Below are 16,743 nucleotides of genomic sequence, written 5' to 3' on the forward strand. Positions count from 1 at the left end.
ACTTTTGCTGTTTTTTTATGAAATTCATAATATAAGCGACTAAAATTTTAAATAATTCATTCTAATCGGCTATTTGTCAGAGGATATAATCTGTGCTTACAAAATTTGAGGCTCTAGAATCTAGTAAATCTTTTAAAATAGCATTGTTATAATCATTGTCTTTTGACGCTACAAAGGTTCTAATTGAAAATGAACGTAAGGCATCATGTACACTTAATGTAGCAACGGCTGAATCTTTTCTGCCTGTAAATGGGTAAACATCTGGTCCACGTTGACAAGAACTATTTAAATTTACTCTACAAACTAAGTTGACAAGTGTATCTATTAAAGGAGCTAATGTTTTTACGTCTTTACCAAATAGACTTACTTGTTGCCCATAATTCGATTCTGCCATATCATCCAATGGTTCTTCGATGTCATTAAATGGAACTATTGGAATAACTGGTCCGAATTGTTCTTCTTGAAATACACGCATATCCTTAGTTACTGGATATAGAACTGCAGGGAAAATGTAGTTTTCCGTGGTGTCTCCACCTTTTTTATTAATAGTTTTAGCTCCCTTTTCTGTGGCATCATCTATTAATTCTTGAATGTAAGCAGGTTTATCTGGTTCTGGTAATGGTGTTAATTTGGCGCCATCTTCCCATGGGTTTCCGAATTTTAAGGCATCTACTTTGGAAGAAAAACGTTTATTGAATTCTTCCACAATATCTTCATGTACATATAAAACTTTTAAAGCCGTACAACGTTGTCCATTAAATGAAGTGGTGCCAGCGATACATTCGTCTATGGCTAAATCTAAATCGGCATCAGGTAAAACTATTGCCGGATTTTTAGCTTCTAATCCTAAGACTAATCGAAGTCTATTACTTTTAGGGTGTTGGTTTTGTAATGCATTTGCAGATTTACTGTTTCCTATTAAAGCTAAAACATCAACTTTTCCAGATTGCATAATTGGTGCAGCAACAGTTCGACCTCGTCCATAAATGATATTCACAACTCCTTTTGGGAAACTATCTCTAAAAGCTTCTAATAATGGTGTAATTAATAAAACGCCATGTTTTGCAGGTTTAAAAATGGCTGTATTTCCCATGATTAAGGCCGGAATCAACAACGCAAAAGTTTCATTTAACGGGTAATTATAAGGACCTAGACATAAAACAACGCCTAATGGTCCTCTTCTAATATGTGCATTGACGCCAGAACTTTTTACAAATTTTGCGCTATCGCGATCCATTTGTTTGTAATCTTCAATAGTATCGTAAATATATTCAACGGTTCTATCAAATTCTTTTTCAGAATCTGGTAGGTTTTTGCCAATTTCCCACATTAATAATTTTACAACCTCCTCACGTTTGGTTTTCATTTGTTCAACAAACTTTTCCATGCAAGCAATACGGTCTACAACTTTCATTGTTGGCCATAAACCTTGTCCTTTATTGTAAGCAGAAACAGCAGCATCTAATGCTTTTATGGCTTCTTTTTTTCCTAAAGTAGGAATAGTTCCAAGTAGTGTAGGTTTATAATCTTCTGTTGAAGAAATTGTTGAATATATTTTAGAAGTTTCTCCTCTCCAAGGTATTAGCGCTCCGTCTATTAAATATGTGTTTTGCTCTACTAAATTTTTAATTTGAAACTGTTCTGGAATATTCACAAATGTTGAAGTCATAATAACTTGTTTTGCACTATTAATTGTAAGTAATAAAGATACAAAATCGCATCTTTTAAGCGGGTTAAGTTTATGTTAAGCTATACTAAAAATTGAAACAAATCGGGTTTGTCATTTAAATAATCCCCAAAGAAATTATTAAGCTTCATTTTGGAAATTAAAGGTTCTAAATCATCAGGTGATTTTAATTGTATACCAACTACAGCCACATCGTTTTCACGATTGGCTTTTTTGGTGTATTCAAAATGAGTGATATCATCATTTGGACCTAAAATATCAACTACAAAATCTCTTAAGGCTCCTGTTCGTTGTGGAAACTTAACGATAAAGTAGTGTTTTAGATTCGCATAGAGTAGGGCACGTTCTTTAATTTCTGCCATTCTAGTGATATCATTATTACTTCCGCTAATAACACACACTACATTTTTACCTTTTATTTCTTCGGAAAATTGCTCTAATGCGCAAAGACTTAATGCTCCTGCTGGTTCTACAACAATGGCATCTTTATTATAAAGGTCTAAGATAGTTTGACAAATTTTACCCTCATCTACTGTAACCACACGATGTAAGGTCTCTTTGCAAATAGCAAAACTTAAATCGCCAACGCGTTTAACAGCTGCTCCATCTACAAAACTATCTATGGTTTTTAACTCCGTATTTTTATTAGCCCTAATAGAGGTTAACATCGCTGGAGCACCTTTTGGTTCTACGCTAATAATTTTTGTTTGAGGTGATAAGATTTTAAAAACAGAGGATAATCCTGCTGCAAGTCCACCACCACCAACAGGTACAAATACATAATGAATGGGATGCGCTTCTGCTTGGTCAATAATTTCTAAACCTACCGTTGCTTGTCCTTCTATAACTTTTTCGTCATTAAAAGGATGTACAAAGGTTTTATTGAGTTCTTCACTTTGTTGCATTGCTGCATGGTAAGCATCGTCAAAAGTATCACCAACTAAAACAACCTCAACAAAATCTTCTCCAAACATTTTTACCTGTTCAATCTTTTGATTTGGAGTAGGGGAAGGCATAAAAATAGTACCTTTTATTTTTAAAAGCTTACATGAAATGGCAACACCTTGAGCATGGTTTCCTGCGCTTGCGCACACAATTTCATTTTCAATTTGAGAAGGAGATAAGGATGAGATTTTATTATAAGCTCCACGTATTTTATAAGAACGCACAACTTGTAAATCTTCTCTTTTAAAATAAATATTGGCGCCAAAATGCTTAGAATACCTAGCGTTTTTAATTAAAGGTGTTACTGATGCAATACCTTTTAATTTTTCTGCTGCAGATTCAATGGCTTTTAGTGTTGGTCTGTATATGGTTTTGGTTTCTTCCATGTTCACTTCTCTTTATAAAGAGAATCTCTTATTTTTTAGACCTTTCAGGTTTAAAAACCTGAAAGGATAATCTTTGTTATGCTAAAACAGATTCTTTTACATCTTCAGTTTTAATCACTTTCATCGCTGTCATTGCGGCACGTAAACGTTGACCTACAGATTCGATAGGATGATTTCTAATCGCATCATTAACAGCTATTAATTCTATGTTATCAACTCCTGTAGTGTTAGAGAATGATTTTCCGATGATAGAGGTATCTACTGTTTTCATGAAATCCGCTAATAAGGGTTTACAAGCATGATCAAACAAATAACAACCATATTCCGCTGTGTCAGAAATTACTCGGTTCATTTCAAATAATTTTTTTCTTGCAATTGTATTGGCAATTAAAGGTAACTCGTGTAATGATTCATAATAAGCAGAATCTTCAATAATACCTGCGCTTACCATAGTTTCAAAAGCTAATTCTACACCAGATTTCACAAAAGCAACTAATAATACTCCATGATCAAAATACTCTTGTTCTGTAATATGATCTGAAGTCAATTTTGTTTTTTCAAAAGCAGTTTCACCAGTTTCAGCTCTCCAAGTCAATAAATTAATATCGTCATTTGCCCAATCTTCCATCATGGTTTGAGAGAAGTGACCTGAAATAATGTCGTCCATGTGTTTTTCAAAAAGTGGACGCATAATACCTTTTAACTCTTCAGATAATTCGTAAGCCTTTATTTTTGCAGGATTGGATAAACGATCCATCATGTTGGTAATTCCACCATGCTTCAGTGCTTCGGTAATGGTTTCCCAACCAAACTGAATTAATTTAGCAGCATAACCAGGTTCGATGCCTTCTTCAACCATTTTGTCAAAAGATAGAATAGCACCTGTTTGTAATAAACCACATAATATAGTTTGCTCACCCATTAAATCACTTTTTACTTCAGCAATAAAAGACGATTCTAAAACACCAGCTTTATGTCCGCCAGTTGCAGCAGCATAAGCTTTTGCTTGAGCCCAACCCTTACCTTCTGGGTCATTCTCGGGATGTACAGCAATTAATGTTGGTACACCAAATCCACGTTTATATTCTTCTCTTACTTCTGTGCCTGGACACTTTGGCGCTACCATGATGACGGTAATATCTTCACGAACTTTAGTGCCTTCTTCAACAATATTAAACCCATGAGAATAACTTAATGTAGCTCCTTTTTTCATTAAAGGCATTATTGCTTTTACAACGTTTGTGTGTTGTTTATCTGGAGTTAGGTTTAATACTAAATCTGCTGTAGGTATAAGCTCTTGGTAGGTTCCAACATTAAAACCATTTGATGTTGCGTTTTTGTATGAATCACGTTTTTCATCAATAGCAACTTGTCTTAGTGTATACGAAATGTCTAAACCAGAATCGCGCATATTTAAACCTTGGTTAAGTCCTTGAGCACCACAACCAACAATAACTATTTTCTTTCCTTTTAAAGCGTCTACGCCATCTTCAAATTCTGAAGCGTCCATAAAACGACATTTTCCTAATTGACCTAATTGTTCTCTTAATGGTAATGTGTTAAAGTAATTTGACATTGTATTTATTTTTAATGTTGAAATGCTTGAAGCATTGTTGATATTTTCATTTCCTCTTTGGTTACAGCAACACGCCCTGAGCGTGTAAATTGCATAATGCCAAAGACACTTAATTCTCTATATAGTAATTCTATTTCTTCTTTTCTTCCCGATTTTTCTAAGACGAAAAATTCCTTGTTTACAGTAACGATTTTTGCATTACTTTCTTTGATGATATTTTGAATTTGACGCTCCTCAAATAATAATTCTGACTTTATTTTGAACATGCAAGATTCTTGATAAATGATTTCATCTTCAGTATGATAATAAGCTTTTATGACTTCAACTTGCTTTTCAATCTGACCTTGAATCTTTTTCATTTGAGATTCGGTAATATTGATGACAATTGTAAATCTTGAAACTCCTTCAATTTCTGAAGGAGACGTATTTAAGCTTTCAATGTTAATATGTCTTCTTTGAAAAATAGCTGAAATTCTATTTAACAAGCCGATATTATTTTCTGTGTAAACCGAAACGGTAAATTGTTTTATTTCGTTTTCCATAATTATTCTAATCTTATATCTGAAACACTTGCTCCTGTTGGTATCATTGGGAATACATTACCTTCTTTTTCTACTCTAACTTCTAAGAAATATGGACCTTCACAATCTATCATTTCTTTTACAGCGGCTTTTAAATCCTTTCTTTCGGAGACTTTTTTAGCTTCAATAGAATAGCCTTTTGCAATGGCTACAAAATCAGGGTTAGTCATCTCAGTAGAGGCATAGCGCTTGTCAAAAAACAATTGTTGCCACTGACGTACCATGCCTAAGAACTCATTATTTAGAACTACGATTTTTACAGGTACTTTTTGCTGAAAAATGGTTCCTAATTCTTGAATCGTCATTTGGTAACCACCATCACCAGCTATCATTACCACTTCTCTATCTGGTGCAGCCATTTTTGCGCCTATTGCTGCTGGTAAAGCAAAGCCCATTGTGCCTAAACCACCTGATGTAATATTGCTTTTTGTTTTATTGAAATCAGCATAACGACACGCAATCATTTGGTGTTGACCAACATCACTAACAATAGCAGCTTCTCCTTTGGTTTGTATGTTGATTTCTTTCAACACTTCTGCCATAGTTAAGCCTTCTTTGGTTGGATGTAAGTCATTTTTAATGACTTTTTCGTATTCAATTTTATATAAATCTTTAAATTTTTGATGCCAATCGGTATGAGAATTTGCATTCAATAAGGGTAACAACGCTTTTAAGCTTGCTTTTGCATCTCCAAGAACTGCTATATCTGTTTTTACATTTTTATCAATTTCTGCAGGATCAATTTCAAAATGAATCACTTTAGCCTGCTTTGCGTAAGATTCTAAATTGCCTGTAACACGATCATCGAATCGCATACCAATAGCAATTAATACATCGCATTGATTGGTTAATACATTTGGAGCATAGTTGCCATGCATACCAACCATACCAACATTTAATGGATGTGTTGATGGAATTGCTGAAGCTCCTAAAATGGTCCAAGCCGAAGGAATTCCTGATTTTTCAATAACCGCTTTAAATTCTTCTTCAGCTTCACTTAAAATAACACCTTGTCCCCAAACTACTAATGGCTGTTTTGCATTATTTATAAGTTCTGCAGCCGCTTTAAGTGAATTTTCATCCGTGTCTGGAACTGGTTTATAGCTTCTTACTCCTTTGCATTTTTCGTATTTAAAATCGAATTCTTCAAACTGAGCATCTTTAGTAATATCTATTAAAACAGGTCCTGGTCTTCCACTTTTAGCTATGTAAAATGCTTTTGCAAATACCTCAGGGATTTGTGATGCTTTTGTAATCTGGCAATTCCATTTGGTTACAGGTGTTGAAATACCAACAATATCAGTTTCCTGAAAGGCATCACTTCCTAATAAATGTGAACCGACTTGACCAGTGATACAAACCATTGGTGTAGAGTCTATTTGTGCATCTGCAATACCTGTAATTAGGTTGGTTGCACCAGGGCCAGATGTTGCCATACAGACACCAACTTTGCCAGAAATACGTGCATAACCTTGCGCTGAGTGTGTTGCTCCTTGCTCATGACGTGTAAGGACATGATGGATTTTATCTTGATACTTATACAACTCGTCGTAAACAGGCATAATGGCTCCTCCAGGATATCCGTATAATATATCTACACCTTCAGCAAGTAAGCATTTTATAACTGCTTCACTTCCAGAAATACGTTCTGTAATTGCTGTGCTTTTGGTTTTGTTTTGTATGGTTTGAGTTTCTTTCATTTACTCTTTTTTTAAAATTCATCAGTTACACATCCTTTAGATGCTGATGACACTGTTTTTGCATATTTATAGAGCACACCACGTTCAAATTTTAAATCTGGTGCTTGCCATTTTTCACGTCTTTTCTGAAGTTCTTCTTCAGAGACTTCTAATGAAATTGAATTAGTTTCAGCGTCAATAGTAATTATGTCTCCATCTTTAACGACGGCTATTGTGCCTCCTTCTTGAGCTTCAGGTGTTATATGTCCTACAACAAAACCATGTGTTCCTCCAGAGAAACGTCCATCAGTAATTAAAGCAACATCTTTACCTAAGCCAGCTCCCATAATCGCAGCTGTTGGTTTTAACATTTCTGGCATTCCTGGTCCACCTTTAGGACCTTCATACCTAATGACAACGACATCTCCTTTTTCCACTTTTCCATCTCTAATTCCGTCGTTTGCTGCATATTCTCCTTCAAAAACTTTAGCTTTTCCTCTAAAGCATAAACCTTCTTTTCCTGTTATTTTAGCCACACTACCTTCGGTTGCTAAATTGCCGTAGAGCATTCTTAAGTGTCCTGAAATTTTTATAGGTTCTTCAATAGGTTTAATAACATCTTGACCTTCTTTTAAGTCTGGTACATCTAATAAGTTTTCAGCAATTGTTTTTCCTGTTACGGTTAAACAATCTCCGTGAATCATACCTTTCTTTAAAAGATATTTTAATACTGCAGGAATACCTCCAACAGCATGAACATCTTCCATTAGATATTTTCCACTAGGTTTTAAATCTGCTAAAAATGGTGTGTTGTCACTAATATCTTGAAAATCTTTGAGCGTAAAATCTATTTGAGCAGCTCTTGCAATGGCTAAAAAGTGTAAGACTGCATTTGTAGAACCTCCTAATATTGTTACTAGTCTTACTGCATTTTCAAGTGATTTTCTTGTAATTATATCCGAAGGTTTAATATCTTTTTCTAATAATAATCGTAAAGCTTCACCAGCTCTTACAGATTCGTTTTTCTTAGCGTCGCTTAACGCCGGATTTGAAGAGTTGAAAGGTAAAGTCATTCCCAAAGCTTCAATTGCAGAAGCCATGGTGTTTGCGGTATACATTCCACCACAGGCACCAGCACCAGGACATGCTTTTTCAACGATGTTTTGATACTCAGTTTCGTCCATGGTTCCAGCAACTTTGCTTCCCCAAGCTTCAAAAGCAGAAACAACATCTAGTTTCTTTCCGTTGTGACAACCGGAATCTATTGTGCCTCCATAGACCAAAATACTTGGTCTATCTAAACGAATCATAGCCATTAAAGCGCCTGGCATATTCTTATCGCAACCTACCACAGTTACTAATCCGTCGTAGCTCATGGCTTGGACTACAGTTTCCATAGAATCTGCAATAATGTCGCGAGAAGGTAGTGAGTAACGCATTCCTGGAGTACCCATTGAAATACCATCACTAACACCAATAGTGTTGAAAATTAAGCCTATAACATCTTCGTTTTTTGTGCCTTCTTTAACCAATTTGGCTAAGTCGTTGAGGTGCATGTTACAAGGATTGCCCTCGTAACCTGTGCTTGCAATACCAACAATAGGTTTAAAAAAATCTTCTTTTGTTAGTCCAATAGCATGCAGCATGGCTTGCGCAGCAGGTTGCGTTGGGTCTTGGGTAACTGTTTTACTGTATTTGTTTAATTCACTCATAGTTTATTCTGGCAAAAATGATTTGCTAAATCTAAATTACTTGTTATGCTAAGTTTATATAGCAATATTCTGTTTCTTAATCTAAATTCAATACGACTGGAGTTGGGTTAACTTGTTGTTTATTAGTTTTTTAGGATGATATAAATATGATGTCCAAGTGTGTTATTTTTTTGTATAAAAAAAGCCTTCCTGATTACGGAAGGCTTAAAATAAATCTATGTTTTAAATTATTATAGTATTCCTCGGTTTTGTAAAATAATCACGAAGCGAATAATAGAAATGATTATGATAATTTGTGCGTTAATATGTTAACTCAAGGGATATATACTATGTTTTAGAATCTTAATGCCTTTATTACAAAAAGAAATAAAATAATCACAAGAATTAGGTTTGTGAAGGTGGTGACATAGAGACAAAAAGCTAACCATTTATATCGGTTAAAGATATTTGTATTTAAGATGATTTTAGAATCTTAAGTTTGGTAAGTTATATGTTTGATGTAATTAATTTGCACATTAAGGATATCTGTTTAGGTATATTTTCTTATTTCTAATAATGTTGTCTAGATTGTTGGTTATTAGTGATATATTGTTAAAAGCCTTGTAAATAAAGGATTTTACAAGAAATGAGAATGTTTTTGGGTGAATTAAGCAAGTAGTTTTTACGATTAAACGCGTATATTTGCGGTTATAATACATTACAATCCTAAATCTATGAAAAAACAATTACAATTTTTAATACTTCTAGCTTTCCTAGCTTTTAGTAGTTCTCAACTAAACGCACAAGTTGATGGAACTTTTACAAATAATGCTGGAGCTGGAGATGGCTTATGGTCTACACCAACAAACTGGACAGGTGGAATAATCGCAGATGCAACTGGTACTGCAACTCTAGAGGCCAATGTAGATATTGATGCTGATACAACTGTTGGAAATTTGTTAATAAATGCTGCTATAACAATTAGTAGTCCTTCAAATTCTACTTTAACCCTTACTACTGCAGTTGCAAATGATCTTATAGTAAATAATTTTGCAGGAATAACTACCGTTGATTGTAACCTAACTTTAGGTATTAATGGAAGATTCGAAAATATAGCAGGTGCTACAACTATTTTTGCAAATGGTAATACTATTGATTCAGATACTTTTGGTCTTACGTTACAAAATGAATCATCAAATGCTTTTGAGTTTAATGGAGAAGTAATCGGAAGTGGACTTTTTAATACTATAAATAGTACTGGGAATGGAGGAGCTACTTTTGGGGCTACTTCAGATTTTTCAACTTTTTCTGGGGATTTTAAAAATAGAAATCATCCTTTTATTTTTAATAGTACTAGTAAAATTAGTACGGGAACTACAATAGAATTAGAAGGTTCTGCTTCTATTACTTTTAACGTAGCAGATCAATTTGAGGGTGATATTTACAAAGATGTTCAAGCAAATAATACATCTGTAGTTACATTTAATCAAAACCAAAGTAATTTGGGTTACTTAAGAGTAAATACTAGACCTTTAAGTTTAGTCTTTGCTGATGGTGTCAATCTTGTACAATTTTCTTCATATACTACATCTACTACTGAAGGTGTAGTGGATTTACAAAACTACGCGCCTGGAGTGCTTAGAATAGGAACAACAGCAACAACGGTACCTCAAGCCATATTAGACACTTGGCTTTTAGATGGAGTAGAACCTGCAGATGGTACTCTTACTCAAGATGTAGATGGTTATATTATACATAATACTTATACTACAACACCAGGTCAAGATATTAATTGGGAAGATAGTTCTACTTGGATAGGTGGAAAAATCCCTTCTTTACCGACTGATAATGTAGTAATACATGGTAAAGTAGATTTAAACTCTAACCTAACAATAAATAATATAACAATAGAACATACTACTGGAGTTCAAGAAATTTTAGATATTCAGCCTGGGTATTCGCTTATTGTAAATGGAGATGCAATAACAAAAGATGCACTTAGAGCAAGCTCTTCTAGTACAAGTTCAGGAAGTTTAATTTTAAAAGGAAATATTACTGGTAATATTAGATATAATAAATGGGTAAATTCAAGGCCAGGTAATGATTTGATAGCTTCTCCTGTTTCTCAAACCTTTAGTACTTTTGAAGCATCAAGTGTTAATCTTTATGAAAACCCTTCTACGACTACACAAAAATTATTTGGTCCTTTTAATAATGTTGATGGTGTATACGAAAATTGGGATACTGTAAATGATGCTACTAAGGATATTGTTCTTGGTAAAGGGTATAGAGCCGCAACTAATAGTGGAGGTACAGTTGTATTTCAAGCACAACCAGACTCGCCAACAACAGATGTATTTATTGGGCTTACAGATGGAGGTGATCCAACTTATGGTAAATGGAACTTAATAGGAAATCCTTACCCTTCGTATTTAGACTTTGATGCCTTTTGGACTGAAAACTCGGGTGAGATAAATGGAGGTAGTGGAGCTTACCAAGCAGTTTATGGTTATGATGCAGATGATTCGGATGGTAGTAATTTTACAGTTTGGAATTCATTTAACACGTCAGATTTTGTGCCAGGTCAAGGTTTCTTTGTCAGAACGATATCTGGCGGAACAATAACCTTTAAACCAGCAATGAGAACTATTGGAACTTCCGATGATTTTATTGCAGGTAGAACAGCGACACCTAATTTTGTGTTATCAGAATTATTCTTATCCAACGAATCATCTACTCAAACGACTAAAATATACTTTGCAGACAATCAAACAAGAGGTTTAGATCCAGGTTATGATGCTGCTGCTTTTACAGGTTCTACTAATGGTATTTATACTAATCTAGTTGAAGATAATGAAGGTTTAGAGTTTGCGATTCAAGCCTTACCTTATAATGATTTAAACGATGTGGTTGTGCCACTTGGTGTTAATGGTGATGCAGGTACACAGTTAACTATTGGTTTAGATGCTGAAACGGTTTCTATTCCTTCTCATATTAATGTATACTTAGAAGATAATGTAGCTAATACTTGGACGTTATTAAACAATAGCGATTATATATTTACACCATCTGCTGAATTAAGTGGAACAGGGCGATTCTACGTACATTTCACACCAACAACATTATCTACAAAGGATAATCTATTAAACGGTTTAAATATTTATTCAGAGCAAGTATCAAAAACAGTCGTTGTTAAAGGTCAATTAAACACTGATACTACAGCGGTAATTTACGATATGCAAGGTAGATTAGTATTACAACAAGCTTTAGATACTTCAAATAACACCAACACTATTGATGTCAATGCTCTAAAAACAGGAGTTTATATTGTAGAATTAAAAAGTAAAACACAAAGTAAGACTCAAAAAATAATTGTTAATTAAAATGTGTAATTGAGGTTATAATTTATTGAGAATAGTCATAACCTTGAATTGATTAATAGTAGAAAAAAAACGTGATATTTTTTAAAATATTGCGTTTTTTTTATCATCAATAATTTCTTCTAAGTTCAGTCTAATTAGTGAAGATGTTTTGTAAGCGAAATATTTCAAACTATTAAAATTAGTGGGAAATACTTGTAACAGTAAGGCTCAAAATTCGTTTATTTATAACGTGAATAATGGAGTATTTGCAAAACAACTATACAATTCGTCCGTTAATACAGGAAGAATACATTTCTAAATAATTACATTTAAAATAAAACCAACATGTATCATCAAAATATAAAAAAGCAATTCGTCTATTATTCTATTATTATGTTACAGTTCTTAACACTTTCTAGCTGTAAAAACGAAAAAGAGAATATATCTTCTGAATCAAAACCAATTTCGAAAATTGAAGCTCCTGACGGTATGATTTGGGTTGATAAAAACACTTTTTTACAAGGAGCTAAAGATTCTGATAATTATGCCATGCCAAGAGAAAAGCCTGCTCATATGGTTACTGTTGATGGTTTTTATATAGATGTTACAGAGGTTACAAACAAGCAGTTTAAAGCGTTTGTGGATGCTACAAATTATATGACAATTGCGGAACGAGAGATTGATTGGGAAGAGATGAAAAAAGAATTGCCTCCGAACACACCAAAACCTCATGATTCTATCTTGCAACCTGGTAGTTTAATTTTTAACAAAGATGTAAATGCTGTTGTAAACATGGAAAATTATGGACAGTGGTGGACATGGAAGACAGGCGCTGATTGGAAACATCCTTATGGTCCAGAATCTACTATAGAAGGTAAAGACGATTATCCTGTAGTGCATGTGGCTTATCAAGATGCTATAGCATATTGTAAATGGGCTAATAGACGTTTGCCAACAGAAGCAGAGTGGGAATCTGCTGCTCAAGGTAAAAATCCAAACACCATTTTTACTTGGGGAAATGATGCTGCAAAATTAGATGCTAATGCTAATACTTGGCAAGGTATATTTCCTACAAATAATGAGTCTCAGGATGGATTTGAGTTTATTTCACCTGTAAAATCGTATCCTCCAAATAGTATTGGGTTATATGATATGGCTGGGAATGTATGGGAAATTACGAGTGACTTTTTTAGTGTAAAATATTATAATGAATTAGATACGTCTAAACCTATTGTAAATCCTAAAGGACCTAATAAACATTTCAACCCTAATAATCCGTATCAAGTTGAACACGTTATGAAAGGTGGTTCATTTTTGTGCCATGCCTCTTACTGTGCAAGTTATAGAATTTCTGCTAAAATGGGTGTTTCAGTAGATTCTGGGTCTGATCATATGGGCTTTAGAACAGTTGCTACACCAGATATGTTAGCTACTAAAGAATAACGTATATCTTTCACATATATCACTAAAAAAAGGGAAATCTAACTTTCCCTTTTTTTATTTCATAAAATCATTTGCAATACGTGTTTCTAAAGCGTAATCTCTAAAACGGTTAGTCTAGTAAAGAAAATTCTTTTGATACTCTAGTTACTCTAATATAAAACGCTCCCCAATCTTCACCTTCATTGGTTGTAAACCAAGCGCTCATATCTGTTTCTCCTTTAGTAAAATTACCTGTAAATCTTATAATTTTAGCATCGTTTTCTACTGTCTTAGTTTGTTCCCAAGCTCCAATTTTTACTCCACCAGATTTAAAGTTCATTGTTCTGCCATCGCTAATAGATTCCGTAGAAATGGTGCCTTTTTTTCCTGCTACAGCTGCATTTATTGCTAAATTAGATTCAAAAGGCCATCTGCTTAATTCAATAGTGTAAGTTCCTGATTGTTCAAACGCAACCGTAAATTCACCTCCTATTGGATTTTTTTTCGCTTCTCTAATATAATTCTGATTCCATGGAATTTTAGAATCGTGTACATGTGTATCATGACACGTTAGTTCTATAGGATTTTGTTGATCTGATCCTAAAACAATAATCGGAAACTGATTAAACTCTGTAGATACAGAACTCCACCATTCATTATAATAGCCTCGCATTTGCTCTACTTTTTCAGGAAACTGTGCTGCTAAGTCATTTTCTTGACCTGGATCTTTAGAAACATCATATAATTCTGTACCATTAACTAATCTCATTTTGTCTGACATCACGGCACTTTTTCTCCATTTTATAGGGCTTTGTACACGTTGCGAATCTGTAATAAGATAGTCTCTACCAATTGTTTCTTTAGTTCCTGATAGAAGTGATGAAATATCTGAACCATCCATTTCTTTTTGTCTTTCAGGTAATTCTAAATTACATAAGGTCGCTAAGGTTGGTAAAATATCTAAATGAGCCGTTAAGTCATTCACATCTCTACCGCCTTTAATATTCTTATCTGGATATGATATAAAAAACGGTACTCTGTGTCCACCTTCATACTCACTGTTTTTTGTGCCTTTCATGCCACCATTGAAACCGTATAATTTACCTCCAACTGTTTTATATCCTGAAGCAGTTCCGTTATCTGTCATGAAAATAAGAATCGTATTATCTGCAATATTTAATTCTTTAAGTTTCTTTTGAAGTTTCGCAAAGTTGTCATCGACATTGGTAATCATTCCATAAAATATTTTTTGAAACTCAGGAATGTCTAAATCTTTGTATTTGTTATAATAGTCTTCTGGAACATTATAGGGTAGGTGAGGTGCGTTTGTAGAAATATAAGCGAAAAATGGTTCGTCTTTCTTTTCTTCAATATATTTAATAGCCTCATCAAACCAAACATCTGTACAATAGCCTTCGTACTTAGTAGGTACACCGTTTTTAAAATAAGTATCATCAAAATAATCATTATCCCAATAATCTGGAGTCTGACCAACTCCACCACCACCATGTGTAATGGTGTATTTAAAACCTTTGTCTTGTGGTCTAGAAGGGTAGGTATCTCCTAAATGCCATTTACCAAACATCGCTGTTTCGTAACCATTTTCTTGAAACACATCAGCCATAGTCACTTCATCTTCTCGTAAAATAGAAACGCCACCTATCGTATGCCAAACACCAACTCTATCTGCATATCTTCCGGTCATTAAACCAGATCTTGAAGGAGCACATGTTGGACCAACATGAAAGTCTGTTAAACGAACAGAGTCATCATGAAATTTGTCTAAAGCAGGCGTTTTAACTAAGGTGTTACCATGAGCACCTAAATCACCATAACCTTGGTCGTCTGTGATGATTACAATGACGTTAGGCTGCTTTGCTTTTTTGGTTGTTGCTATTTTTTTTGATTGAGACGTACATGACAATGTAAATCCCATAAGCGCCATTAATACTATTATTTTTTTATTCATTTTGATTCTGTTTTTGAACATAGATACTATTTGTTTATCCTATTTAGGCAAGTCTTTTTTCCAATCTTTCCACAGACTTTTAAGTTCGCTCACCACTTGTTTATTGTTTTCTGCTACATTATTTTTTTCAAACGGATCTTTAGAAATATTGTAGAGTTCTTCTTTACTAATGTCTTCATTAAGTAAAAGTTTCCAGTCTCCATGTCTAACCGCTCCCTTTGCCCAATGATTTGAATTCTCTTTTGGGAAACGCCATTCCCAAAATAATGGTTTTGTTCTTTTAAAGCTATTATTTTCTAAAATAGAGCTGATATTTTCTCCATCAATAGCATAATCGTTTGGCAATTCTATTTCTGCTAAACTTGCAAACGTTGGCAGTAAATCTACTGTAGATAGTACACTTGTAGAATCTACCTTATTTTTTTCAACATGATTTTTCCATTTTACAATTAAAGGCACCACAACTCCTCCTTCATAAATATCTACTTTTCTTCCTTTTAAACCTGCTGTCGATGCTGCTTCTAATGATGGTCCGTAAGCTGCTGGTCCATTATCACTTGAAAAAATAATTAGTGTGTTGTCATCTAATCCCATTTCAGATATGGAGTCTAATAAGCGTCCAACATGAAAATCAGCATCTTTTAAAACGGCATAATAGGTTTCTTTGCTTGGTGATAAGCCTTTAAAAGATTCACGTTGTGCTTCTGAAGGCCATAAAGGTGTATGTGGATCTTTTAACCAAAGGTTGACAAACATGGGCTGTTTGTCTTTATTTTCCTTAATAAAATCAATTGTTTCATCTACAGCAATTCTACTAGAGCTTTGTACCCATAAGGTATCCGTATCCATAAATCGTGTGGTTTCCCATTTTTGATCTCCTTTCCAAGTTGGTCCATTGCCGTTCCAAACTCTAGCTTCATCGTAGCCGTAAACTTTAGGCTCTGGAGCTGAAGGATCTCCATGAGGTTTGCCACCACCTCCTAAATGCCATTTCCCAAAATGTGCCGTTTTATAGCCTGCTTGTTGCATGGTTTGAGGCAGGTATACTGGTAAGGAATCATTTAAATAATTGGGCATATTGCGTCTTTCATTCACTTCATTTCCGGCAAAATGACCATGGACGCGATGTCTTGCGGGAAAATGCCCTGTTATAACTGACGATCTACTCGGAGAACACACACCACTAGTTACATGGAACTGTGTAAATCGCGTACCTTCTGAAGCCATTTTATCTAGATTAGGAGTAACAACTTCTGTATTTCCATAAACACCCAAATCTCCATAACCCCAATCATCTGCGAAAATAAAAATGATGTTTGGCCGTGAATCTCCTGATTTAACTACAGTTTCTTTATCAATTACAGTGGTCTTCTTAGTATCATTACAAGAATACATCACAATTGCAATACATAAAAGTGTGATATATTTTAATGGACTCATTATCA

The 16,743-nt window shown here is 34.3% G+C and carries 10 protein-coding genes; 2 read left to right on the top strand and 8 right to left on the bottom strand.

Annotated features, from left to right (window positions below; genetic code table 11):
* Positions 1 to 76: 76 nt before the first annotated feature.
* The 6 genes from DFQ10_RS03320 to ilvD form a co-directional block, all read right to left on the bottom strand.
* Positions 77 to 1,669 carry an NADP-dependent glyceraldehyde-3-phosphate dehydrogenase gene (locus DFQ10_RS03320; protein ID WP_115815991.1) on the bottom strand — a complete coding sequence of 531 codons (1,593 nt, stop codon included), beginning with the start codon at positions 1,667 to 1,669 and terminating at the stop codon, positions 77 to 79.
* A gap of 80 nt (positions 1,670 to 1,749) precedes the next feature.
* The gene (gene ilvA / locus DFQ10_RS03325; protein WP_115815992.1) at positions 1,750 to 3,018 is read right to left on the bottom strand and encodes a threonine ammonia-lyase IlvA; all 1,269 of its coding nucleotides are present in this window, start codon (positions 3,016 to 3,018) and stop codon (positions 1,750 to 1,752) included.
* Between the two features lie 76 nt (positions 3,019 to 3,094).
* On the bottom strand, positions 3,095 to 4,594 hold the full coding sequence (ilvC, locus tag DFQ10_RS03330) for a ketol-acid reductoisomerase (RefSeq protein WP_115815993.1): 1,500 nt from the start codon (positions 4,592 to 4,594) through the stop codon (positions 3,095 to 3,097).
* 11 nt (positions 4,595 to 4,605) lie between these two features.
* Positions 4,606 to 5,136, bottom strand: coding sequence for an acetolactate synthase small subunit (gene ilvN / locus DFQ10_RS03335; RefSeq protein WP_115815994.1), 531 nt, complete (start codon positions 5,134 to 5,136; stop codon positions 4,606 to 4,608).
* Between the two features lie 2 nt (positions 5,137 to 5,138).
* Entirely contained in the window at positions 5,139 to 6,875 is a 1,737-nt protein-coding gene (ilvB, locus tag DFQ10_RS03340; RefSeq protein ID WP_115815995.1) for a biosynthetic-type acetolactate synthase large subunit, read from the bottom strand.
* 11 nt (positions 6,876 to 6,886) lie between these two features.
* Entirely contained in the window at positions 6,887 to 8,566 is a 1,680-nt protein-coding gene (gene ilvD, locus DFQ10_RS03345) for a dihydroxy-acid dehydratase (RefSeq protein ID WP_115815996.1), read from the bottom strand.
* 713 nt (positions 8,567 to 9,279) lie between these two features.
* Here ilvD and DFQ10_RS03350 point away from each other — a divergent pair.
* Together DFQ10_RS03350 and DFQ10_RS03355 are read left to right on the top strand one after the other, a co-directional pair.
* Positions 9,280 to 11,928 (top strand): T9SS type A sorting domain-containing protein, encoded by a 2,649-nt coding sequence (locus tag DFQ10_RS03350; protein ID WP_115815997.1) that lies wholly within the window; start codon positions 9,280 to 9,282, stop codon positions 11,926 to 11,928.
* 324 nt (positions 11,929 to 12,252) lie between these two features.
* A complete protein-coding gene (locus DFQ10_RS03355; RefSeq protein ID WP_115815998.1) occupies positions 12,253 to 13,350 on the top strand; it encodes a formylglycine-generating enzyme family protein in 1,098 nt (365 codons plus the stop codon).
* Positions 13,351 to 13,459: 109 nt separating this feature from the next.
* Here the strand turns inward: DFQ10_RS03355 and DFQ10_RS03360 are convergent, their stop codons facing one another.
* Together DFQ10_RS03360 and DFQ10_RS03365 are read right to left on the bottom strand one after the other, a co-directional pair.
* Positions 13,460 to 15,298, bottom strand: a complete 1,839-nt coding sequence (locus DFQ10_RS03360) for an arylsulfatase (protein WP_181897563.1) — start codon at positions 15,296 to 15,298, stop codon at positions 13,460 to 13,462.
* Between the two features lie 39 nt (positions 15,299 to 15,337).
* Complete coding sequence (locus DFQ10_RS03365; protein WP_181897564.1) at positions 15,338 to 16,738, bottom strand: sulfatase family protein; 1,401 nt, start codon at positions 16,736 to 16,738, stop codon at positions 15,338 to 15,340.
* Positions 16,739 to 16,743 lie beyond the last annotated feature (5 nt).

This window comes from Winogradskyella eximia (assembly GCF_003386165.1).
Lineage (GTDB): Bacteria > Bacteroidota > Bacteroidia > Flavobacteriales > Flavobacteriaceae > Winogradskyella > Winogradskyella eximia.